The sequence below is a fragment of the Ancylomarina salipaludis genome (genome assembly GCF_004122035.1).
In the GTDB taxonomy this organism is placed as follows: Bacteria; Bacteroidota; Bacteroidia; order Bacteroidales; family Marinifilaceae; genus Ancylomarina; species Ancylomarina salipaludis.
Window position 1 is genome coordinate 1 of the sequence record NZ_SAXA01000015.1, and the last position, 23,946, is coordinate 23,946.

16 protein-coding genes and 1 tRNA gene are annotated in these 23,946 nt (G+C 33.2%); 15 read left to right on the forward strand and 2 right to left on the reverse strand.

Translation table 11 applies throughout. The features are described from left to right. Positions 1-209 precede the first annotated feature (209 nt). Positions 210-291 (reverse strand) — tRNA-Leu (locus EO244_RS14015). Positions 292-616: 325 nt separating this feature from the next. Beyond that, on the reverse strand, positions 617-970 hold the full coding sequence (locus tag EO244_RS14020) for a hypothetical protein (protein WP_129255318.1): 354 nt from the start codon (positions 968-970) through the stop codon (positions 617-619). A gap of 205 nt (positions 971-1,175) precedes the next feature. Here EO244_RS14020 and mnmE point away from each other — a divergent pair, with 205 nt between their 5' ends. From mnmE to EO244_RS14095, 15 genes are all read left to right on the forward strand, one after another. Continuing rightward, positions 1,176-2,573: a tRNA uridine-5-carboxymethylaminomethyl(34) synthesis GTPase MnmE gene (gene mnmE / locus EO244_RS14025; protein WP_129255319.1), complete on the forward strand. Its 1,398-nt coding sequence runs from the start codon at positions 1,176-1,178 to the stop codon at positions 2,571-2,573. A gap of 253 nt (positions 2,574-2,826) precedes the next feature. Further along, a complete protein-coding gene (locus EO244_RS14030) occupies positions 2,827-3,183 on the forward strand; it encodes a helix-turn-helix domain-containing protein (RefSeq protein ID WP_129255320.1) in 357 nt (118 codons plus the stop codon). Between the two features lie 189 nt (positions 3,184-3,372). After that, on the forward strand, positions 3,373-4,458 hold the full coding sequence (locus EO244_RS14035) for a tyrosine-type recombinase/integrase (RefSeq protein WP_206734574.1): 1,086 nt from the start codon (positions 3,373-3,375) through the stop codon (positions 4,456-4,458). Further along, entirely contained in the window at positions 4,455-5,948 is a 1,494-nt protein-coding gene (locus EO244_RS14040) for a hypothetical protein (protein ID WP_129255321.1), read from the forward strand. The genes EO244_RS14035 and EO244_RS14040 overlap by 4 nt, the downstream gene beginning before the upstream one ends. A 136-nt stretch (positions 5,949-6,084) precedes the next feature. Continuing rightward, complete coding sequence (locus EO244_RS14045; protein ID WP_129255322.1) at positions 6,085-6,432, forward strand: helix-turn-helix domain-containing protein; 348 nt, start codon at positions 6,085-6,087, stop codon at positions 6,430-6,432. After that, a complete protein-coding gene (locus tag EO244_RS14050; protein WP_129255323.1) occupies positions 6,422-7,396 on the forward strand; it encodes a conserved phage C-terminal domain-containing protein in 975 nt (324 codons plus the stop codon). The genes EO244_RS14045 and EO244_RS14050 overlap by 11 nt, the downstream gene beginning before the upstream one ends. A 5-nt stretch (positions 7,397-7,401) precedes the next feature. Then, the gene (locus EO244_RS14055) at positions 7,402-7,914 is read left to right on the forward strand and encodes a hypothetical protein (RefSeq protein WP_129255324.1); all 513 of its coding nucleotides are present in this window, start codon (positions 7,402-7,404) and stop codon (positions 7,912-7,914) included. Positions 7,915-8,471: 557 nt separating this feature from the next. Continuing rightward, on the forward strand, positions 8,472-11,597 hold the full coding sequence (locus EO244_RS14060; protein ID WP_129255325.1) for a DEAD/DEAH box helicase: 3,126 nt from the start codon (positions 8,472-8,474) through the stop codon (positions 11,595-11,597). Positions 11,598-11,847: 250 nt separating this feature from the next. Continuing rightward, a complete protein-coding gene (locus EO244_RS14065; RefSeq protein WP_129255326.1) occupies positions 11,848-13,413 on the forward strand; it encodes a type I restriction-modification system subunit M in 1,566 nt (521 codons plus the stop codon). Further along, positions 13,397-14,566 (forward strand): restriction endonuclease subunit S, encoded by a 1,170-nt coding sequence (locus tag EO244_RS14070; RefSeq protein ID WP_129255327.1) that lies wholly within the window; start codon positions 13,397-13,399, stop codon positions 14,564-14,566. The genes EO244_RS14065 and EO244_RS14070 overlap by 17 nt, the downstream gene beginning before the upstream one ends. 4 nt (positions 14,567-14,570) lie before the next feature. Beyond that, a complete protein-coding gene (locus EO244_RS14075; RefSeq protein WP_129255328.1) occupies positions 14,571-16,406 on the forward strand; it encodes an ATP-dependent nuclease in 1,836 nt (611 codons plus the stop codon). 4 nt (positions 16,407-16,410) lie between these two features. Continuing rightward, positions 16,411-18,237, forward strand: coding sequence for an ATP-dependent helicase (locus EO244_RS14080; RefSeq protein ID WP_129255329.1), 1,827 nt, complete (start codon positions 16,411-16,413; stop codon positions 18,235-18,237). Between the two features lie 4 nt (positions 18,238-18,241). Beyond that, the gene (locus EO244_RS14085; RefSeq protein ID WP_129255330.1) at positions 18,242-21,466 is read left to right on the forward strand and encodes a type I restriction endonuclease subunit R; all 3,225 of its coding nucleotides are present in this window, start codon (positions 18,242-18,244) and stop codon (positions 21,464-21,466) included. 21 nt (positions 21,467-21,487) lie between these two features. Continuing rightward, positions 21,488-22,102 carry a hypothetical protein gene (locus tag EO244_RS14090; RefSeq protein WP_129255331.1) on the forward strand — a complete coding sequence of 205 codons (615 nt, stop codon included), beginning with the start codon at positions 21,488-21,490 and terminating at the stop codon, positions 22,100-22,102. Between the two features lie 5 nt (positions 22,103-22,107). After that, positions 22,108-23,934 (forward strand): AAA family ATPase, encoded by a 1,827-nt coding sequence (locus EO244_RS14095; RefSeq protein WP_129255332.1) that lies wholly within the window; start codon positions 22,108-22,110, stop codon positions 23,932-23,934. Positions 23,935-23,946 lie beyond the last annotated feature (12 nt).

A 23,946-nucleotide genomic window follows, 5' to 3' on the forward strand; every position in this document is an offset into this window, starting at 1 on the left:
AAAATTAAAGATTTCAGGAGATCTTTAAGAGGTGTCGTAGATATTGACTTCTTCTTATTTCGGTTAACAAAAATATTCGCCTAATTAGAATCATTATAGAATTAGACCCAACTTTTACCAGTGATCCCATGAGATGAAGTTCTGGATTTGTCACACCATAAATATTAGATATAAAAAAAGGATCAATACTTTCGTATTGATCCTTTTTGTGCGGATGAAGGGACTCGAACCCCCACGCCTCTCGGCACTAGATCCTAAGTCTAGCGCGGCTACCAATTACGCCACATCCGCGTTTCTCTTGATTGCGATGCAAAGATGCTGTGTTTTTCTTTAAGCTCCAAATATTTTTCAAAAATAATTGTCAGGAAAATCAGTAGTTACGGGCCTTTTAGAGGTAAGTATCTGTGAAATAGTATTTAAAGAATTAATCTTTTTTTGATAAATTTTCCGCGAAACTATTTATGACAAATCTGCTAGTATGCCTCGTTATTGAGGCTAAAATTGGGCATCGATAGTCTAATTGCCTGAGTCTTATATTTATTGGTTTTAATCGAGTCATTCTTGAGCTCCTTTCGACATTTTAACCTGCAAGCTAATTTCTTTTCTGCTTTTGTCTTTATCCTTGAATCATTTCCATAACGAAGACACCAAAGCATTCATGGTCGTCGTAAGAGTGCCCTACAATTTGGTTTTTATTATTTAAAATACCTTCCCAAGTGTCCAAGTGGTATTCAATCTCTTCTTCGGCATCTAAAATTTCAACAGAAGTGCCTGTAATTTTTAATTGTTGGCCATCAAAAGTGCCTTCAATCTCTTGTTGTACACGAAAAGGGGTTTCTCCTTCTATCTTTTCAGTGTAAACCAATACGCCTTTAATATTTTCATCCTCTTGAGAGAATTCGGCAAAGCCTTCATCTTTTCCAAATCCAAAATCTTCGGTGAATGACCAGCGTCCGCTAATAGTGTTCATATATGAAGTATTAAATATTTATAAATTTCTTTTGCAAACATAGAAAAAAAGAAACAGTTTATAAATTTCAGGTATTTGGCTTTCATGTTTATGATCTGTCGTATATTTGTAGATTCATTTCCAGCTTAATCAATTGGTATGGAATAGAAGTAATAGAATGTGAGCTTTATCTCTCACATATTTAAATAAAATAAGCTATACAAAGATGATAGATCAATCAACTATATGTGCCATATCCACTGCAGCGGGACATGGAGCCATTGCTATTATTCGACTTTCAGGAGAAAATGCACTTACAATTTGTGACACCATATTTCAATCAAAGGGGAGTAAAGTATTAAGCGAGCAAAAAGCCAATACGGTTCACTTTGGAAATTTGATGGATGGGGAAGAGATTGTGGATGAAGTTTTGGTGACGGTTTTTAAAGCCCCTTATTCTTATACGGGTGAAAACAGTGCCGAGATTGCTTGTCATGGTGCACCCTATATTCAGCAAAGAATTTTACAGGTCTTGTTGAAATCAGGAGCCAGAATGGCTCATCCCGGAGAATATACCCAGCGTGCTTTCCTAAATGGGAAGATGGACCTTTCGCAAGCCGAGGCAGTGGCCGACCTGATTGCATCTAGTTCGGCATCAGCGCACAAGGTGGCTTTACAGCAAATGCGAGGTGGCTTTTCCAACGAGATTGCTAATTTGCGAGGACGCTTGTTACATTTTATTTCGATGATAGAGCTGGAACTCGATTTTGGTGAGGAAGATGTGGAATTTGCTGACAGAACGCAACTGCAGGCTTTGGTGAATGAAATTGAGACCATGATAAACAAATTGGTGAGCTCTTTTGAGTTGGGGAATGCTATTAAAAATGGGGTGCCTGTTGCCATTGTGGGAAATACCAATGTTGGGAAATCAACTCTTTTGAACGCTTTACTCAAAGAAGATAAAGCCATTGTTTCAGATATTGAGGGAACAACCCGCGATGTGATTGAAGATACCATCAATCTGGGAGGGGTGACTTTCCGATTTATCGATACCGCTGGTATTCGTACCACGCTGGATAAGATTGAGAATATGGGGATTGAGCGGACTTTTCAAAAAATGCGCCAGGCACAAATCGTTCTGCTTATGATTGATGCCAACCGTCCGGTAGAAATGCTAAACGAATCGATTGCTAAAGTGAATGAGACCATCGATCGTGAGCAACAAAAATTGATTGTTTGTCTGAATAAGATTGACTTGTGCAAGGATACGGAGGCATTGAGCAAGCAACTTATTGGTTTGCATGAAGAGGATAAATTGATGTTTATTTCGGCTAAAGAACAAACCAATACTGAAGAATTAGCGACCGAGCTTTTGAAGGTGGTGAATATGGATACCCTTAATGAGCAGGATGTGATTGTGACCAACGCCCGTCATTTTGAAGCTCTAAATTCCGCATTGGGAAGCATACAGCGCGTGAACGATGGCCTGATGAATATGATTCCAACCGACTTTCTGGCTCAGGATATTCGTGAATGTCTGCATTTTCTTGGGGAAATTACCGGAGACATTTCAACCGATGAAGTATTAGGAAATATTTTTAAGAATTTCTGTATCGGAAAATAGGTAGGCAAAAACTAAATACAAATTACATATAAAAAAGCCTTGTTTTACTAGCTAAAACAAGGCTTTTTTTGTGTTTGGGCTCCATGTGTTTCTTTCATGTTTACTTGATGATCTGTTAATTTTTGTACCCTATTTGTACCTTTAATAGTAAATAAAATTTTGGGGTACAAATATGGCGATATGATGAAACAAACTGAAACAATCAGAAACATATTGAAACATCCTGGAATAAGTTGAAACAAACCATTTATTCATGAGTTCAAATATTCAAATCATGCGGATTTGTCAGTTCTGTGGCAAAGAATTTCTTGCAAAAACGACCGTTACAAAGCATTGTAGTGACCCTTGTCGAAAAAGAGCTTATAAGGCTAGAAAGAAAAATGAGAAAATTGAAGCGAGCAACAAAGCGACCAATGAATTAAAACAAAAACCACTGATAGATATTCAACATAAAGAATACTTGAGTTTGAAGGAAACTTGTTTTCTTTTAGGTATTAGTAGAACTTCACTTTGGCGGGTGATTAAGGAGGGGAATCTCAATGTAGGAAAGATTGGGGGAAAAATTATTATTCCCAAAAGCAGCATAAAAGAACTGTTCTTACAAATATAGTGATCTATTTTGTATTCTATCATTGTTTTAATTTAATCTAAATATAGATGGAAAGCAGAGAGTCTTTTCGTAGATGTAACACGATAACTTTATAAGAATAGAGTAATAATTAACTAAGTGAATTGAGTTTTTAAAATTAAATATTGTTAACAATAATTAAAAATGAATAGTATAAAAGTATTCCTAAGGATGAAAAAAATTAGTAAAGGACGTAAAAGCCTTTATCTGGATTTTTACCCTCCTGTAGAAAACCCCAATACAGGAAATTCAACCCGCAGAGAATTTCTGAATCTTCATATCTATGAACGACCCAAATCGCAGGAAGATAAAGATCATAATAGAGCAACAAAGTCTCTTGCAGAAAGCATTAGAGCAAAAAGACAAATTGAAGTCCAAGAAGGAACATATGGCTTTATGTCTGCTACTAAAAAGAAAACCGATTTTTTAGCTTATTACGATAAATTAGCTCAAAAAAGGATCGATAGTCCCAAAAACTATGGAAATTGGAAAAGTGCCTATAAGTATATATGCGATTTCTCTAATAATGAGTTGACAGTTGGAGATCTATCTGAAAGATTGATTGAAGATTTTAAAGAATATTTGATGAAGAAAACTTCATTAGCCAATAACTCTCAAATCTCCTATTTCAATAAGTTTAAGGCGGCTATAAAACAAGCTTTCAAAGATGGATTATTAGCCGAGAATATTGCGCAAAGAGTTGAGAGTATTAAAGAAGAGGATACGAAAAGGGAATTCTTAGTTGTGGAGGAAATCCAGAAGTTAGCACAGGTTGAATGCGAAATTCCCATTTTAAAACAAGCCTTTTTATTTAGTGCTTTTACTGGTCTGCGTTTCTCGGATATTCAAAAGCTCACATGGCAAGAAATCCAACATTCAAAAGACAATGGGTACTTTATAAGATTTCAACAAAAAAAGACTAAAGGGCAAGAGACATTGCCAATACCACAAAATGCTATCAATTTTCTTGAGAAGCAAGGAAATGAAGAGGGGCTTGTATTTCCTGGGTTGGATTATTCCGCATGGAACAACGTCAAACTCCAAAATTGGATTACTAAGGCTAAAATAAACAAGAAAATAACTTTTCATGCGGCAAGGCATAGTTTTGCCACTCTGCAATTAACACTTGGCACAGATCTTTATACGGTTTCAAAACTTCTTGGACATAAAGATATTCGTACTACTCAAATCTATGCTAAGATTATTGACTCCAAGAAAACCGAAGCTATTAACAAATTAGATGATATAAGTTTATGAATCCAGAAATCGAAATGCTTTTAAAAACAGTATGTATTGAAGATGCTGATATATCTGTTATTCAGGATGAATTTCTCCATGAAAACGTTAAAAAATGCTTTCACATTATTGATACCAATTTTGGAAATCCAGAATTAACAATAGAATTAGTTGATGAAATTTTGGAATTATATATCTATGACACGCCAGAAATTTATCTGGGTTGTCTAACACATTTAAATCAGCAAATGGTTAAAAAAAATCTCTTCCCAGGAAGAAAAGAGCATAATCAAATATACAACATGTTATTAAGTAAAGGGCATTATAGAAAAGGGACTGATATTAAAACCGTAAACGAACTGTCAGAAATACTTGCTTCAATTGAAGATACTAACTCCCAGAAGATTTTTGTTATTGAAGTACTTATTAGTAGTCTTAAGGACAAGTTTCACAATTGTTATGAAAGGGATCCTGATTTTATAGAGGATTGCAAGGTAATGTTACAAATTATAGAGCAACATGAGCAGAATTTGGATGGGACACAACTTACTGGCAACGAATTTAATCGATTCAGTGTGAAAGAATGGGTTGAAATATTCTATTATTTCTTCAAATCACTTGATATAGATATTACAATAGATAGGAATAGAGATCGCTTCGCAAAATTTATTCACATTCTAGCTGATGTAGAATTTTATGGGATTAATAATTCTCCATTTTTCGCGAGTTTAACTGAAAGATATTTAAATGAAGAATTATATTTTCAGAGTAGAATTAACTATGACCTTATTATTCTTCAATTCAAACGAGTGGGGTTGACTGAAATTGCTGAAGAAGTTACAACACAAGCATTAAAAATAAAATCGAATCACGATAATTCGAGTTATCTCTCATTCAAATTTAAAGCTGTTGAATTCGCCTCATATCAGCTAGATTACAGCAAAACTCATGATTTCAATTTTGACAAGATTATCGAGCACTCATCATCATTAAAAAGCACGAGCGAAAAAATTCTATATATTTTAGAAGTTGAAGCTTGCTGTTTTGAATTATTGCTTAAAAACCATTCAAATGCCGGTTATTCTATAGTTGAAGATTGTGAAAGAGAGATAGAATTATTAAAAGCTGTTGAATACCAAGAAAAGGGTAAACCATGTTTTGATGCAAAATTTGGTTCGGATCAATTAACTGAAATATTTCATTTGTTTCTCCATAGTCTTGGGTTAGATGCTTATTTGCCCGAAGATATAAACCTGGCTAGCATTTCAAAGTTCATACACCTCATAAGAGGGAGAGTGGTTACTAAAATTGATAATTCTCCAGTATTAAAAAGCTTTAGGTTAAAGAAGAGAAGTAATGATCTAGATCGAGAAGATGATATAAATGATGATTCACCTAGAAAAATGAGACAACGATTAAAAACTCTAGTGTCAGTTAAGGAGGAATATGATAAGGTTGAATTAAGTGATATTTCTCAAAAGATTAGTAGTACAATAAATAGCTTTGAATAAAAATAAACTAATTACAAGATAACTTCGGGGGACTTTATAGTCCCCCTTTGCTTTTTTCAGCCCTTACCTTTGATCTATGATCATTAGATAATAGGATGGGACGCTATCCATTTTATTCACTTAAAAATTAAATAAGATGGATCAAATTATTTTGACACCATTTACGGAAGAAAAACTTCGTAATGTAATTAAAGAAGAGTTAGGAAATATTCTAGGTTCATATCTTTCTCAGCCAGTAAGAGAATCAGGTAAGCAGGTATTAAACTTTGAAGAAGTAAGAGAACGTTATGGATTTAGTAAATCTCACCTCTATAACCTTACTAGTAAGCGTTTGATACCTCATAGCAGAAGAGGAAAGTACTTGACGTTTTCTGTTGATCAAGTTGAAAATTGGCTCTTGGAGAATCAAATACCTACTCAAGAGCAAATTGATAAAAAAGCTGATGAATACCTAAGTAAGAAGGAGGTTTTATATGCAAAATAATACTTCTAGCAACTCATACGTTTCTCGTGATCAACAATGCGATCAACAACCAAAAATATCACAAGCAACAAATATTGCTAAGCAATCAACTGAGCAAGCAATAAATAATGTTGAACCAGCAACAGAGCAAGCAATTCCACAAAATTCGATGATTGAAGGCTGGGTCAAATTCAGTCGTAAGTTTTATTCAAGTGAAATTGCTAATAAGCCACCTCATTTTCGTGAAATATTTGTTTGGCTTGTGGTCAATGCTAATCACAAAGCGGCACGATCTTCAGGTAGAATTATTAATCGAGGCCAAAAATTTACCTCTTATCAAGAGATTCAAGATGCTCTGCGTTGGTTTGTAGGAGCAAGAAAAGTTCGTTATAAAAAGCATCAAATTGAAGCAGCTATGAAATGGTTACGAAATCAGGGAATGGTAGCTACATTGAAAACGACAAGAGGAATAATTGTAACTATCGTTAATTATGATCTTTATCAGGATAAAATTGATTCGAGAACTTCAATGGATCAAACGATAAAAACTGAAGTGGAACGACAGTCAGGCTCTACTATAAACAAGAAAGTAATAATTAAAGAATCTAAGAATAATTATTTAGAAAGGGACGATTGCGCCCCTGTTGGATATGAATATTTTATTTCTGAAATAAATCGTCTAACAAATAAGAGATTTAGAGGAGATAAAAAATCAAGGTCTCAGTTTAATGCAAGAATGAAAGAGGGGGTTACGGTTGAAAATCTTGTGGAAGCAGTAGAGAAGTGCACAAATAGCCGTTATCATAGAGAAAACCCGATATACTTAACACCTGAGTTTATAACGCGAAGCGACAAATTTGAAAAGTACTTTAACGCATCATCTGAAGATGGTTCTGAAAAAAGTTCAGGGAAGCTAATTGCGCTTATAAAAAAAGGGCATTCGGTGAATGAAAAATTAAAATCAATTAAAATCGACTTATCTTAAATATCATGAAAAATCAAATATCAGAATATAAAAATCTAGTTACTCCTCTTGAAATAGCAAGTAAACCACATGAGCTTGCAAGTTTGCTTGCTCCTTTCAAAAATGATGATCCAATAGCTAAAGCGATATGTCGTGATACACCTATTCGATCCTATGAAATGGATGTATTTAAAGAAGCTATTGTTTCATTGGTTACACAATTAGTTGCTGATGCAGGACAAAGAATATCTGAAGAAGAACTGTTGTATCTAGTAAAACGATTGATTGAAGTATTGATAAAAAAGTATAAGGGGTTAACTTTAAGAGAGATTCGATTGGCTTTTGAATGTGGAATTAAAGGGGATTGTGGAGATTTCTACGGTGTTAATCTCAGGACTTGTCTTCAATTTATTGAGGGGTACAGTAAACAGCGTAAAGTTAAAATCAATAAAATGCTTCAGCAAGTGGATATTGAACGAATAAAACAAGATGAGATTAAATTCTTAAAGTACAAGCAAAGAAAGTCTAGTACTAACTAGGTTGTTGTGTAATTTTTTAAAATTAAAAAGGTTCGAATTATAACTCGAACCTTTTTTGTCGTATGGGATAGCCAACAATATTACCTGCAATGAAGAGCAAGTTCGCCATCAATTTCTTATTGCAACCAGAGCAACCTTCCATCAAATATTGAAGTTGAAGCGAGAAACATCCCTGTTTCTTACCGCCATTAAATAGCTTGTACTAGGATTGATTGCTGATAAGGCTTTAATGCTGTGTTTTTCACCTAGCAACTCACCATCAACTTGCCACCAACATCCCATTATAACCAGATCAACTTATCAGAAACGTTTCCCCAATATACGACCAACTTGCTGTTAATGTTGGTGTCTTAAGGCTCGTTGCTTAGTATTGCTAAGTTTCTTTTTGTCTCATAACTTTATTAATAATCCAACTTGACAGTATTAATATTAGTTAGAATAATATAGTTTTGTGTTAAGTTACACGTGTTACTCAATAAGGAATAGAATTACGATTGTATTACAATAATGGTATATGTTGCATTATTTGGGTGTTTCGAAGAGATTATAATTGAATTATGACTGAATATAAAAAAATATTATCATGCTGGCATAAATTGGAGCATTTTAGTCCAGCAGCATTACCAAAGGGAAATAATATTGCTGAATTAACAGATTCAGAACCTTGGAGAATTCCTTTAAGATCTTCTGATAAAAAGAAAACGATAGAGTATACTATTTTTCTGGGTGTATTTGATTCTTTAAATGCAACGAATTTTATTAAAGGGTATTTTAAAGATAAAGAGAAAGATGAGAATGAAAGAAACACTAAGGTTTGTTTTGCTTCCTTGAAGCTTGATATTGATGGCTACTATATTAATGACTCCCTTGGTATTTCTACATTACCTTGGGCTTTGGGCCAATTGGAAAAAGGTGAGGTGAAGTCTGATGATTGGTCAAGAAAATTTGAAAATATAAAACAAAAAGTTATTGTTGATTTTGACTATGTTTTTAATGACCCGCTTGCGAAAGAAAGTGGTGGAGTGTGTCGATCTAAACCTTCAGTAAGTTATCTTCAGCTTAAAAATATACAGTCTAAAATTGAAACGTTATGTGGGTGGTCTGTAAAGCCTAATAAAAGCATCTACATTAAACGAGATGAAAAGTTTATTTCTAAAAAAGAATCTATAAATAATAGTGCTACCACTGACATTTTGAATAGCTTTTATACTAAAGATTTGGAAAGTATACTTGCTAAATTTAAGCCAGGTGATAGTCCCAAAGCATTCTTAGATTATTTGAATGGTAGTTTAGGTAAAAGTTCAAAACGAATCGATTTATCAAAAGATACTGAAGCCTTAAAAACGTCTTTGACACCTATTAATTATCCAGATGGATGTTGGCCTTCAGAATATACCCTAAGTTTAATGCAGCAATTTGCTGTTAATAATATCTTCAATAGCCTGTCTGAATCTAATCAGGAAGGGATTTTTTCAGTAAATGGCCCACCGGGAACAGGAAAAACGACTTTATTAAGAGATATTGTAGCACCTATTGTTGTAAAAAGAGCTAAAGCTCTCTCTAAAATTGAAAATCCTTCAGATGCTTTTACAAAAGTTGGACAAGTAGGTATAAATGAGAATTTTTCAGCTTTTGTTTATGCACCCGCCACAGAACTAACGAACGCTGGTATGGTTGTGGCTTCTTCAAACAATGGGGCAGTAGAAAATATATCAAAAGAGTTACCATTAAAAAAAGAAGCTTCGCCATTTTCTCATCAAATTAGTTATTTCAAGAAGGTTGCTGAAAATTGTATCAATGAGGATAATTGGGGGTTAATTTCGGCTGTATTAGGTAATAAACAAAACAGGAATGATTTAGTTAGTAACTTATGGTTTAATAAAGACTTTACAGATTTACAGAAAACTCTAAAATTGAACAAGGTTGATGACAGTTCAGAATGGGATAATATAGTTTCAGTTTTTAATTTAAAACTCGATGCAGTTGCTCAGGAAAAACTGAGATTGGAAAAATTTAAGATTGAATACGAAGATTATGAAGAGACATTAAGATTAAAAAATCAATTTGAAAGAGAGGTAAAGGAATATCAATTAAAATGTACGACAGCTTCAGGAGAGTTAAAAAAGGAACAGAATACTGTTGATAGATTAAAACAGTCTAAAAATGAGGCATTAAATGAGCTTACAATAATTCAATCAAATAAACCAAATTTCTTTGTCTATTGGTTTAATAAGAGAATAAGAAAGGAATATCAATCATCACTACAGACTATATTGAATGAATACAACAGCATCAGTAGTGAACTAAGAGAACAAAAAGTCGCTTTGCATGAGGTTGATGTCTTATTTAATGAGTTAAAGGCTGTGTACGATAAGTTTTCAAATGAACTTTTAAAAACAGAAAAGGTGTTTGAGATACTTGAATGTAAAACCTTGCAAGCAAGAGAAGAACTGAAACAAAATTATGCTGATAATGAATTTTGGGCAAATGTTGAATCTAAAAACTCACAGCAATCTTGTCCTTGGTATTCGGACAATCTAAAAAAACTACAGTCTGAATTATTTATTTTAGCATTAAAATTGAATGAACAATTTATTTTAAATGCAAACTCTACTTCAAGCAGAATATCAACAACACTTGCAGGTTTTTTTGAATATCTAAAAGGTAATACCAATGCTTCTAAAGAGGAAGTGAAAGCCATGTGGGATACATTCTTTATGGTTATTCCGGTTATTTCAACAACATTTGCATCAGTTCAAACCATGTTTAAAGATCTAGATAAAGAAGATATCCCTTGGTTGTTTATAGATGAAGCAGGACAAGCCATACCGCAGGCTGCAGCAGGTGCGATTTGGCGTTCAAAAAGAGTTGCGGTAGTTGGAGACCCATTCCAAATTGAACCAGTTGTTACAGTACCAAGTGCGCTCACAAATAATATTAGCAAATATTTTGATCTAAATAAGTCACAAATAAGTACTGAATTATCTGTGCAGTCAATGGCTGATAGAATCAATCCTTGGGGCTCGTTTTTAAATATAAATGGGGAAGATGTTTGGATTGGTATACCATTAAGGGTACATAGAAGATGTCTGAGTCCTATGTTCGATATCTCAAATCAGATAGCTTATGATAATACAATGTTTTCAGCTACGGCTATGCCTAAATCAATTAGGGTAAACTTTGAAAGTTCTTTTATTCATTGTGAAGGAAGTGTAGAAGGAAGACATTTCGTTGAGGAACAGGCTAGTGTTATAAAAGATTTGTTAATTAGAGAAATTGAAGCTGTACATCAACTTCCAGATATTTTTGTTATCACTCCATTTAGTGAGATTAGTTATAAATTAAATTCGTATTTATTTAAGCCATTAATAAATGAAATAAAAAAATACGATGAGAATATGGATAGCCACATTATGGGTGATTGGTTGAAAACACATATAGGAACTGTTCATACATTTCAAGGTAAACAGGCAGAAGGAGTAATACTGTGTTTGGGCTTAGACCAAAAATCAAAAGGTGCAGCCCGATGGGCCTCAATGAAACCAAATTTATTAAATGTGGCTATTACAAGAGCTAAATTTAGATTTATAGCTATTGGTGATGAAAATATCTGGCTTAAGCAAGCCTATTTTAGGGAGTTGAAAAAAATGAAATTAAGTGTTGAGAACCATTGCGTACAGTAATCTTTTCTTGTTTGCCAATGAGTTATTTGATATTTGTCTAAACCTAATTGTACCCCGTGATACGTTACGGGGTTCTTTTATTCGTACTAAGTAAACCCTAAAACAATATTTGTGGGGTATTGTCAGTGGATCAGATTATTACAATTGTTTTCATTTAAAACTTCAACTTGACAGCCTTGACAAGCTTTTGTTTCCTTCCTTTTTCTTAACTTGCAATCTTAAATTGGAAATTAACAATAAGATATTATAGATGGCGAAAAAGGCTACAGCTAAGAAGCAGAAGAGTATGGAAGAAACCCTTTGGGATTCGGCCAATAAATTGAGGGGAACGGTAGAAAGTAGCGAATACAAGCACGTTGTATTAGGCTTGATTTTCTTAAAGTTTGTAAGCGATAAGTTTGAAGAGAGGCGAAAGGAAATGATAGCTGATGGTGAACAGGATTTCCTTGAAATGAAGGAGTTTTATGCGAGCAAAAACGTATTCTTTTTACCAGAAGAAAGCCGTTGGAGCTATATCATTAAAAATGGCAAGCAGGATGATATTGCATTAAAGATAGATACCGCATTACATACCATAGAGAAGAATAACCCTACACTAAAAGGGGCATTGCCCGATAACTATTTCTCTCGTTTAAACTTGGATGTAAGTAAGCTTTCAGCTTTACTCGACACCATTAACGATATTAATACAATCAAGGACAAAAAAGTTGATATAATTGGTAAGATATATCAATACTTCCTTAAGAAGTTTGCAATAGCCGAAGGAAAAGGGAAAGGAGAGTTCTACACCCCTGATAGTATCGTAAATCTTATTGCCGAAATGATTGAACCATTCAAAGGTATTATTTACGACCCTGCTTGTGGTTCTGGAGGTATGTTTGTACAGTCGATAAAATTTATTGAAAGCCATCACGGAAATAAAAAAGAAGTTAGCATTTACGGACAGGAATATACATCCGCAACTCATAAACTGGCAAAAATGAACTTGGCCATTCGTGGTATTGCTGCCAATTTTGGTGCTGTACCTGCCGATACATTTGGAAAAGACCAGCATAAAGATCTTAAGGCCGATTATATCATGGCCAATCCACCTTTTAATCAAAAGGATTGGAGGGCTGCCGATGAATTGACTGACGACCCTCGTTGGGCAGGTTACGATACACCACCGAAAAGCAATGCCAACTATGCTTGGATACTTAATATGGTGAGTAAGCTTTCGCAAAATGGAGTGGCAGGTTTTATCCTAGCCAATGGAGCTTTATCTGGCGGTGGTGAAGAATACAAGATTCGTAAACAGCTTATTGAAAATAATTTGGTAGAAGCCATTGTCATTTTACCACGTAACATGTTTTATACCACTGATATTAGCGTAACGCTTTGGATTTTAAACCATAATAAAACTGAAAGAGTAGTTGAATTGCCCGATGAAACTCGCAACTACCGCCTACGTGAAGAAGAAATCCTTTTTATGGATTTACGCCAGGAAGGCGAACCTTTTGAAAAAAAATATATACAATTTAATGAAGAGCATATAAGCAAATTTGCTGCTACATATCACGACTGGCAACAAAACTCTGATTTTGAAAACGTGCCAGAATATTGTTATGGTGCAACCAAAACTGAAGTAGCTGCAAAAGATTACTCGCTTGTTCCTAGTAAGTATATTGAATTTGTAAATCGTGATGAGAATATTGATTTCGACACAAAAATGACAACTCTTCAAACTGAGTTTTCAGAACTATTAGAAGCTGAAGAAAAATCGAAAGCTGATTTATTAAATGTATTTAAAGAGTTGGGATATGAAGTCAAATTATAAGCAGCTTAGAGAATACATTAGACCAGTTGATGTTAGAAATAAGAAACTTGAGGTAGATTTATTATTAGGAGTAAGTGTTCAGAAGGTTTTCATTCCATCAATTGCAAATACTGTAGGTACAGATTTTAAGAAATATAAAATAGTAAAAAGGAAGCAGTTTACCTATATTCCTGACACTTCTAGACGTGGGGATAAAATTGGTCTGGCGATGTTAGAAGACCATGATATAGCTTTAGTTTCACAGGCATATAGTGTTTTTGATATTATAGATCATGATAAGCTTGACCCAGAATACCTAATGATGTGGTTTCGGAGACCCGAATTTGACCGCTATGCTCGCTATAAATCACATGGAAGTGTTCGTGAAATATTTGATTGGGAAGAAATGTGTGAAGTCGAACTCCCCATCCCCTCAATCGAAAAGCAAAGAGAAATAGTAAAAGAATACAACACCGTAGTTAACCGCATAAAACTAAACGAGCAACTCAACCAAAAGCTCGAAGAAACTGCACAGGCTTTGTTTAAGAATTGGTTTGTTGATGGCACCAATGAAGATTTAATGGATTTAGATAGTTATATTGAATTTAATCCTAAACATTTAATCAAAAAGAATACTGTAGTAAGCTATATTGAAATGGCTGACGTACAGGAAAGTGCAATGAGCATTAAAAAAAATATAAAAAGGGAATTTACTTCAGGTTCAAAATTTAAAAACGAAGATACACTTTTAGCAAGGATTACACCTTGCTTAGAGAATGGAAAAACAGCTTTTGTTGACTGTTTGGTAGATAATGAAGTTGCATATGGTTCTACAGAATTTATCGTTATGAGAGCCAAAAAAGCAATTAGTCCATACTGGGTATATTGCTTAGCTAAAGATGATATGTTTAGAACTTATGCTATAAGTAGTATGGTTGGTTCATCTGGAAGACAAAGGGTTCATAGTGATTACTTGAAAGAATACAAGATTGCCTCATTTACTCATGAGAAAATGCAATCTTTTCATACTAAAGCCAAACCAATTTTTGAACAAATAAAAGTTAGAGCTAGTGAAACTAAATTATTGGTCGATATGAAGGGATTACTACTCTCAAAAATGACCAAAGTAGAGGCCGAAGAGAATACTTATACAACAACTACAATTGCGGATTAGACATATGGGGATATTATTAAAACAAATACGAATTCACGGATTTAGAGGATTAGATAATATTGAAGTTGATTTTCTGCCAACAACGGTATTGGTTGGTACAAATAATGCTGGAAAAACAACTCTATTAAGAGCATTACAGCTTGCACTATCTAATTCACATCAAATCTCGGATGATGATTTTTTCTTCTCGGATGATGTCCTTAGAGATAAAATTATAGTAGATCTGCTTTTTATTAGTGTAAATGATGCAGGAGAGCAGGTAAATATATTTGAAGACAAGTGGGCTACAGTCTTTACCGAGAATAGAATATCCCTTGATAGTGATGGTAATCAAACTCTTTCCTTTAGAACCATAATCGAAGAGAACTTAATACGTAAGACATATAGAAAGAAACAGTTTGTTATAGATGAGTGGAATGAATTTATATCAGAAGATGGAACTCACTGGTATGAGAATGAATATGATAATGAACTTAGTTTCTACTTTGATGAAATTCCTTTTTTCTATTTAGATGCCAATAGAGATATTCTTGATGACTTAAAATCTAAAACCTCATATCTAGGTAAAATTTTATCATCAATTAATTATGAAGATGGAGATAAAGAGTTAATCGAGGGATTAATAAGAGATTTAAATAAAGAAACAATAGAGCGTAGTGAGGTTCTAACAAATCTACATACGACTCTAGAGGAGTTGGATACTGCAATGGATAATCCCAATAGTACTGTTGATATTACTCCTTTCACAAAGAAATTACGAGATTTAAATAAAGGTGTAAAAATTAATTACTCCCAGTTTGCTATGGAATATCATGGAATGGGAACACGAAGTTGGTCTTCGTTATTAATTTTAAAAGCTTTCATTTTACAGAACATGAATTTGGCAAATGAAGGTCAAGTAGCATACTATCCTATTATTGCAATTGAAGAACCAGAATCCCACTTACATCCTAACGCTCAGAAAAAATTATATTCTCAAATAAATAATATTGTTGGGCAAAAGATTGTTTCAACTCATTCTACATACATAGCTGGTAGTGCCAAAATAAAAGAAATCAGAAGTATAGTAAAAAAAGACAATTCAACCTTAATTGGAAAGATTGTTGAAGATGAGTTGACAACAGAAGAAATTAGAAAAATTAGCCGACAGGTTATTAATACTAGAGGTGAATTGTACTTTTCTAAGGTTATTATTTTATGTGAAGGAGAAACTGAAGAACAAGCATTACCACTATTACTAAAAAAACATTTCTCTAAAAGCATCGTAGAGCTAGGAATTGATATTGTTGGAATTTCGGGAGGTGGAAATTATTTTCCTTTTATATATTTTTTGAAGAATTTAAATATTAAATGGTTTATCTTAAGTGATGGTGAATCTGATATTATAAAAAAAATAAAGAAAGATTATAAGAAACTATCGAAATCTACTGATCATGTAAATGACATAGTATTACCTGATAATATAATTCATTTTGAAAATGAAGATGATTTTGAATCTTATATGCTAAAAAATGGTTATCAGGAAGAAATAGAATCCTGTCTAGAAACTATTTTGAATACGGATGATTTGGATGAGTTAATTGCTAATAAGAATGGAAGTTCTAAAGGTAGAATTAGAACTGATGATGTTTGTGAAACTTGTGTGCAAAATATTTTTGTTGAAGACCTTCGTGATTATAATGGTGCTGAAGGTAGAGTGAGAGCTTTGAATGATTTGTTATCTCATAACAAAACGAAATACCCTAGCGTATTATCTGAATTAATATATAATTCAGATAAGGATTTACCACCTAAAATTGTAGATTTATTTAATAAAGTAAATGAAATCTTAAATCCATAGCATAATGAATAAAGTAAATTTATCAGAAAAACAAGCTGGCATTGTGCATTTAGAGCATGGTTCTTTTTTAGTCCTCGCTAGTGCAGGCAGCGGTAAAACTAGGGTTTTAACTGAAAGGGTTAAAAGATTATCAGAATCTAATCAAGGTAAAATCTTAGCTATTACTTTTACAAATAAAGCTGCGGCTGAAATTAAAGAACGTTTAGGTTCTTCTGAAAAAATAAATAAAAACGTATTTGTTGGTACTTTTCATAGTTTTTGTCAATCTATTCTAGAATTGAGATTTAAGTTGTTGGGATATAAAAAGATGCCACATATTTTTGAGGATGATTCAGATAGAATTGAACTCATAAAAGAAGCGATAGAATCAATTCCATATTTCAAAGAAATTTATGATGATTTAGATACTAAACAGAAGAATCAATATACATATAACGCTTTACAATTTATTTCAACTGTTAAACGTGAATTAATTTCACCAGATGAGCTTGTTGAAGGATCAAAGGATGAAGAGCTTAAATATCTTTATAAAAACTATCAAGACATATTAAAATCAAATAATGCAATTGATTTTGATGATATTATAAAGCTCGTATATGACTTATTTACAAATAATGATGCGGTTGCTAATTTATACAGGAAGGCTTATTCCTTTATCTGCATTGATGAGTGTCAAGATCTAAATAAACTCCAATACTTTCTATTAAAAGCATTGTGCGGAAGTATGATTCAAAATGTGATGATGGTAGGAGATCCTAACCAATCGATATATGGTTTTAATGGTTCAGCATCAACATTCATGCAGGAAGATTTTATAAATGACTTTAGTGCTCAGGAAATAGTTCTTGATGAGAATTATAGATGTTCTAAAACAATAATTGAAGCATCAAATCAATTAATGGACTTAGATGTTGAGGCAGTTAACTATGTAATTGAAGGAGTTTTCCAAATACAAGCTTTAGATACAGATCAAGATGAAGCAATTTATGTTGCAAATAAAATTAAAGAGCTTGTAAATCTTCAAAAACATTCAGACATCGAAGGTGAAATTACTTATGAAAGAATCTCAATCTTAGCTAGAAATAAATTTGTTTTTAAAAATATTGAAGGGATGTTGCTTTCAGAAGAAATACCATTTTATTATAAATCTGGAAATTCAGGCATTAAATTTACTTCATCCTCAATGAAGATTTTTGATTTGTTCTTTAGAATCAAAATAAATCCATTAGATCGCTTACATCAAAAGAAGTTAGAAGATTACATAAAGGTTAGGGATGTTAATGACATTGAAGAACTTCAAAAATCTATTTATCCAATTTCTTTAAGAATTAAAAAACTGGTAGATGAGATTAGTATGGAAAACATCCATCTAAAGATTGAAGAGTTAAGAATTATATTCAATGAAGAGTTTTTTGATGATGATGAAAGAAAGCTAACATTAGATGAGTTGGATGATTTTAATACTCAGCTTATCCAATATAAAAAGCAAAATATAAAAACAAGTCTAGAAGGCTTTAAAGCTGCAATAGCTTTAGGGATTACAAAAAACAATAATATAAAAGAAACTGGTGTTTGCTTGAGTACCGTTCATACGATGAAAGGACAAGAGAGTGAAATTGTATTTCTGATAGGAATGGATGATGGAACTTTCCCTGATTACAGAGCAATAAATAAAGGAGGAGAAGAATTAAATCAAGAGAAGAATAATACATATGTTGCTTTTACTCGAGCGAAAAGATTTCTATTTGTGAGCTATCCTAAAAAACGAATGATGCCATGGGGTGACTACAAACAACGTGAAATATCTCGATTTTTAAGTCCGTTAATTTAGTTCTATGAAATTCACCGAAGCAAAACTAGAAGAAGCATTTATTCAGTTATTAGGCGAACAGGATATTTCACATGTATCTGGTAAAGATATTATTCGTAAGCCAGAAGAAGTTCTGCTAAAAGATGATTTGCGAAGCTTTTTGAAGAGTCAGTACAAAAGTGCTGATTTAACAGATACTGAAGTGGAGCTTATTATTCGTCAGCTCGAATCTTATCCTTCATCCGATTTGTATGAATCTAATAAAGCTATCATGAAATTGATAGCCGATGGTTTTGTTTTTAAACGTGAAGCTCCCAAAGTTAAAGATTTGTGGATATATTTAATTGATTATCCAAGTAAGCAGTTACATGCTAAAGCAAGTCAGAATGACGATATTCAATTGGCAGCTGATTCTAAAGCAGATTATACTTTAAATACTGATAATAATATTTATAAAATTATCACTCAACTTGAGATTGAAGGCTACGAAAAACGAATACCTGATGGTATATTATATATCAATGGTATTCCTGTTGTGGTTTTTGAGTTCAAATCAGCTATACGAGAAAGTGCAACCATCTACAATGCTTACGAGCAATTAACGATTCGTTACCAACGTGATATTCCTGAACTGTTCAAATACAATGCTTTTTGTGTGATATCTGATGGGGTTAATAATAAGTCTGGTTCCTTTTTTGCACCTTACGATTTCTATTATGCCTGGCGAAAAATTACGGGATATGAGGAAGAAGTAGATGGTATCGATTCCATGTATTCATTAATACAAGGGATGTTTGATCACGATAGATTACGTGATATCATACGTAATTTCATTTACATACCCGATGCTTCCAAAAAGGATGAGAAGATTGTTTGTCGTTACCCTCAATATTACGCAGCTAATAAGTTATTTTGGAGCATTAAACTTCATCTACGCCCACAGGGCGATGGTAAGGGAGGAACCTACTTTGGAGCCACAGGCTGTGGTAAAAGTTTCACGATGCTGTTCTTGTCTCGTTTATTAATGAAAAGTGTGGATTTTTCAAGTCCTACCATAGTACTGATTACAGATCGTACCGATTTGGACGATCAGTTGGCTAGAACTTTTACGAATGCCAAAGGATATATAGGTGATAACACTATAGTTAGTGTTGAGAGCCGTAAAGATTTAAGAGAGCTATTGCAAGGCAGAAATAGCGGAGGTGTATTCCTAACCACCATTCATAAGTTTACAGAGGATATCGAACTTCTAACCGAAAGAACCAATGTGATTTGTATTTCGGATGAAGCCCATCGTTCTCAAACCAATTTAGACCAGAAAGTAATCGTTGATGAAGAAAAAGGTACGGTTACAAAAACCTATGGTTTTGCTAAATACCTTCACGATTCTTTACCCAATGCCACCTATGTAGGATTCACAGGTACGCCTATTGATGCCACTTTAGATGTTTTTGGTCAGATTGAGGATTCTTATACCATGACAGAATCGGTAAAGGACGAAATCACCAAGAGAATTGTTTATGAAGGTCGTGCAGCTAAGGTGCTGTTAAAAAATCAGGAACTTAAGAAGATAGAAGAATATTACAAGCAATGCGAAGAGGAAGGGGCAAATGAACATCAGGTTGAAGAGAGTAAAAAAGCCACAACCAATATGAATGTTATCCTTGGTGATCCTGATCGTTTAAAGGCGGTAGCTAAAGATTTTGTTGATCATTACGAAAAAAGAATAAACGAAGGCTCTACAGTAAAGGGTAAGGCCATGTTTGTGTGCAGTTCTCGTCCTATTGCCTATGATTTATATAAAGAGATTATCACTCTTCGTCCTGAATGGGCAGAAGTAAAAGCATGTGACGATGCTTATGAATTATCTGATAAAGAAAAGAAAGAGATATTGCCTATAGAGCGTATTAAAATGATCATGACCCGAGGCAAGGATGATGAGAAGTTGCTCTATGATATGTTGGGTACAAAAGATGACAGGAAAAAGCTCGATACTCAATTTAAAAACGAGAAATCGAATTTTAAAATAGCTATTGTAGTAGATATGTGGTTAACCGGGTTTGATGTACCATTCTTAGATACCATGTATATCGACAAGCCGATTCAATTGCATAATCTGATTCAGACCATATCAAGAGTTAACCGTAATTATCCTGGAAAAGAAAAAGGATTGGTGATCGATTATATTGGTATAAAGAGTGCCATGAATAAGGCTCTTAAAAAATACACTGGAGGAGGAGGAACCAGTATCGAAGATGTTCGACAGTCGATTGATACTGTAAAAGATCAGTTGGATTTATTAAGACGCTTATTTCACAAGTTTGACAATGCTGATTACTTCACTGATGATTCTTTACGTCAACTCAATTGTCTAAGAAATGCAGCTGAGTTTCTTCAATTGACCAAAGAGCTTGAGAACCGCTTTATGAATCTGGTAAAACGATTAAAAGCGGCTTACGATATTTGCTGTGGTAGCGATGAATTTAATCAATATGAAAGAGATGTCATTCACTTTTATTTAGCAGTTCGCTCTATCGTGTTTAAGCTAACCAAGGGAGATGCACCTGATACTGCTCAGATGAATATTAAGGTGCGTGAAATGATTAAAGAAGCAATTGAAAGTGATGGTGTTGAGGAGATATATAAACTGGGTGATACAAAAGAAACCAATATCGACATCTTTGATGAAGACTACCTGGCTAAAATTGATAAAATAAAGTTACCCAATACTAAAATTAAACTTTTACAACAGCTGCTGGCTAGAGCCATCGACGAGTTCAAAAAGGTGAATAAAGCCAAAGGGATCGATTTTTCTAAAAAAATGAAAAAACTGGTCGATGATTACAATGAAAGAAAGGGCGATGTGCTTCAAAGTGATGTTTTGGAAGATTTTACAGATGAGATTATCGACTTGTATCATCTATTGAAAAAAGAAAAAGAATCCTTTGGAGATATGGGGATCGGCTTCGAAGAAAAAGCTTTCTACGACATATTAAAGATGATTGCTCACAAGTTCGATTTTGATTATCCTGACGAAAAATGTATTGAATTAGCAAAAGAAGTAAAGCTAGTTGTTGATGATAAAGCTAAATACGTTGATTGGAACCATCGTGATGATATCAAAGCCGAATTAAAAATGGATCTTATTAAATTATTAGCAAAATTTGGTTACCCACCTGTTACTAAGGATGAAGTATATAAAGAAATCCTAGATCAAGCTGAGAATTTTAAGAAGTATCAGGGGGTGTAGATCATTATTGAAAATAAATTTATGAATATAAATGAGCCTTTGTTAAAAACATCACTTGAAGGAGTTTCGAGTTCAATAATATACTTTATGAGTATGCCTTTTAGAATGAGAAGGTATAAAAGAATGAAATTTTTAATCGATGAATATAAATTACTGTCAGAAACAAAATTCTTAGATACTTATATTCAAAAACAACATTTGTTAGAACTCGAAGCCGAAATCTATTGTTCTAATCAAAAAATAAATTTGGAGTATTATCAGTTGAAATCTTATTTGAATTTCTACAATCAGTATGCGCCAGTTATTTCTGATAAACTTTTGAAAAAGGCAATCCCAAGTATTAGATCATTTAATAATAATACGCTTGAGTTTGAATTACCTAACGGGAAAGCTGCTACCTATATTCTTGGAGCCCCCAAAGTTCTGATTGTAATTCTATTTGCTATGGGTGCAGTTGCTCTTATGTTTGGGGTATTGCATGAGAACAAAATAATAGGATTATTAATAGATATTGGAGCTTTGTTTATGTTTTTAATGTCAATTGTAGTTGATAGAGCATTTCAGTCAATTTTTAGTGCACAGACAATTATGAGGAGAATAGAATTATACGAGCAACAGCATCAAAAAGGAGATTAAAATTGATGGAACTAAAATATATCTGGGTTAAAGAGTTTAATAACATTAAAGAGTTGGGTTTTAATTTTAACCACTCAGGGAATCATTCTTTTTCATATGATGGTGAAAATTTTGAAATAAAGGAAAAGCTTAAGGCGATAATTGGTTTTGGGCCTAATATTAAATCAGTTACCGCAATAGCTGGTGAGAATGGAAGTGGTAAAAGTAGTTTATGTGAAATCATTCTTGAAGCAATTGCTACAATGCAAAATGGTGCATTTAGTTTTAATATACCATTTGAAGGTATAGTATGTATTGATAACTACCTTTTCTATCATAAAAATCTAACAATATCTAAAGGAATAATCGAGAAGTCGGGTTATAACATAGTAGAATATAACGAGTCACCTCTGGAGCCAGAAGAAAAATGGTTTAATGATTTTGCTAAAACAAAATTCATTTATTATTCTAATGTTTTAGATTGGAGGTCTGATCTAAGAAACTCAGGGTTGGAAAATATTTCAACACAATATCTTATGTCAGATGTTTTGTGGAGCTATAAAGATGAAGAGTATAATGGATTGTTTCCTTTTTACCGAGAAGACGCCTATCGGATTGCAAATTTCTATTTGAATTTTCATGAAGATTGTCCATTTACAGGGCCACAAAAAATTAGAATTTCACCAAATTATAGTGGGAATAATAGGTTTCTCAAACTTGATTACTATACCCATACATTCAAGGGTAAAGAATATCTTGACGAGTATCAGGATTATATACTTACACAAATTTACCAATCTTATTGGTTCAAACATGAAGATAGGAGTAATGAGGTTGAATTAAAAGATGAAGAAATAATTGCCTTAACAGATTCGCTTTACCGTTTGAATTTACTAAAAGTCATCTGTCGTGACAAGTTACCTGAGGATAGCGAATTAATAAGAAAATATCTTTTTGAAAAAGGAGATGCTGAGGAAATATTTGATAAGGGGAAAGAGATAAAAAATCTATTGGAAATCTTTAATATACTAATTAATCAAGGGGAGTTTGTTACTAAATTTCGATTATCCAGGTATGCTAGCTCAGAAGAAAGAACCGAATGGAGGCATCACCTTTTAAATTTTCTTATTGAAAATAATAATGAAAATAGAACTTTATTAAGAGAATTTATTGCATTGGAAGAAGAAATCTTGAGAGATGATCGTGAAAATTTGATGCGAATAAATGATTATTTCTTTGATTCAGGCAATAGCTCTGGAGAACACTCCTTTCTTGTTTTATTCGCAAGAATTTTTGAAATATTAAATAGGAAGAAGGACTATTCAGATATTGTAGAAGAGTATATAGTTCTTTTAGATGAACCTGAAATAGGTTATCATCCCGCATGGAAAAAAAAGTTGTTAAAATGGTTGCTTAATTTTTTGAATTCTGATTTCCATGATTATAAATTTCAATTAATCATTACGTCTCATAGTCCATATCTACTTTCAGATTTGCCATCTGAGAATGTGATGTTGCTTAAGAAAGGAGTAGATTCAAAAACCGAAATTGTTGATTCCTCGACTCGGAAAACTTTTGGCGCTAATATTCATGAATTATTATCTGATTCCTTTTTTCTAAAGGATGGATTAATTGGTGATTTTGCAATGGACATAATTAATCAATTGATATGTTATTTAAAGGGTAATCAAATTAATGAGCAGGGTAACCTAGAATCCCAGAAACTTATTGAGATTATTGGTGAGCCAATATTAAGAAACAAGCTTCAGCAAATGCTTAATGACCGACGTTCGATTGATGAGAAAGTAAAATGGCATCAAGCTGAGATCGAAAAACTGAATAGTAAAAAATAATCAGTTTTATTA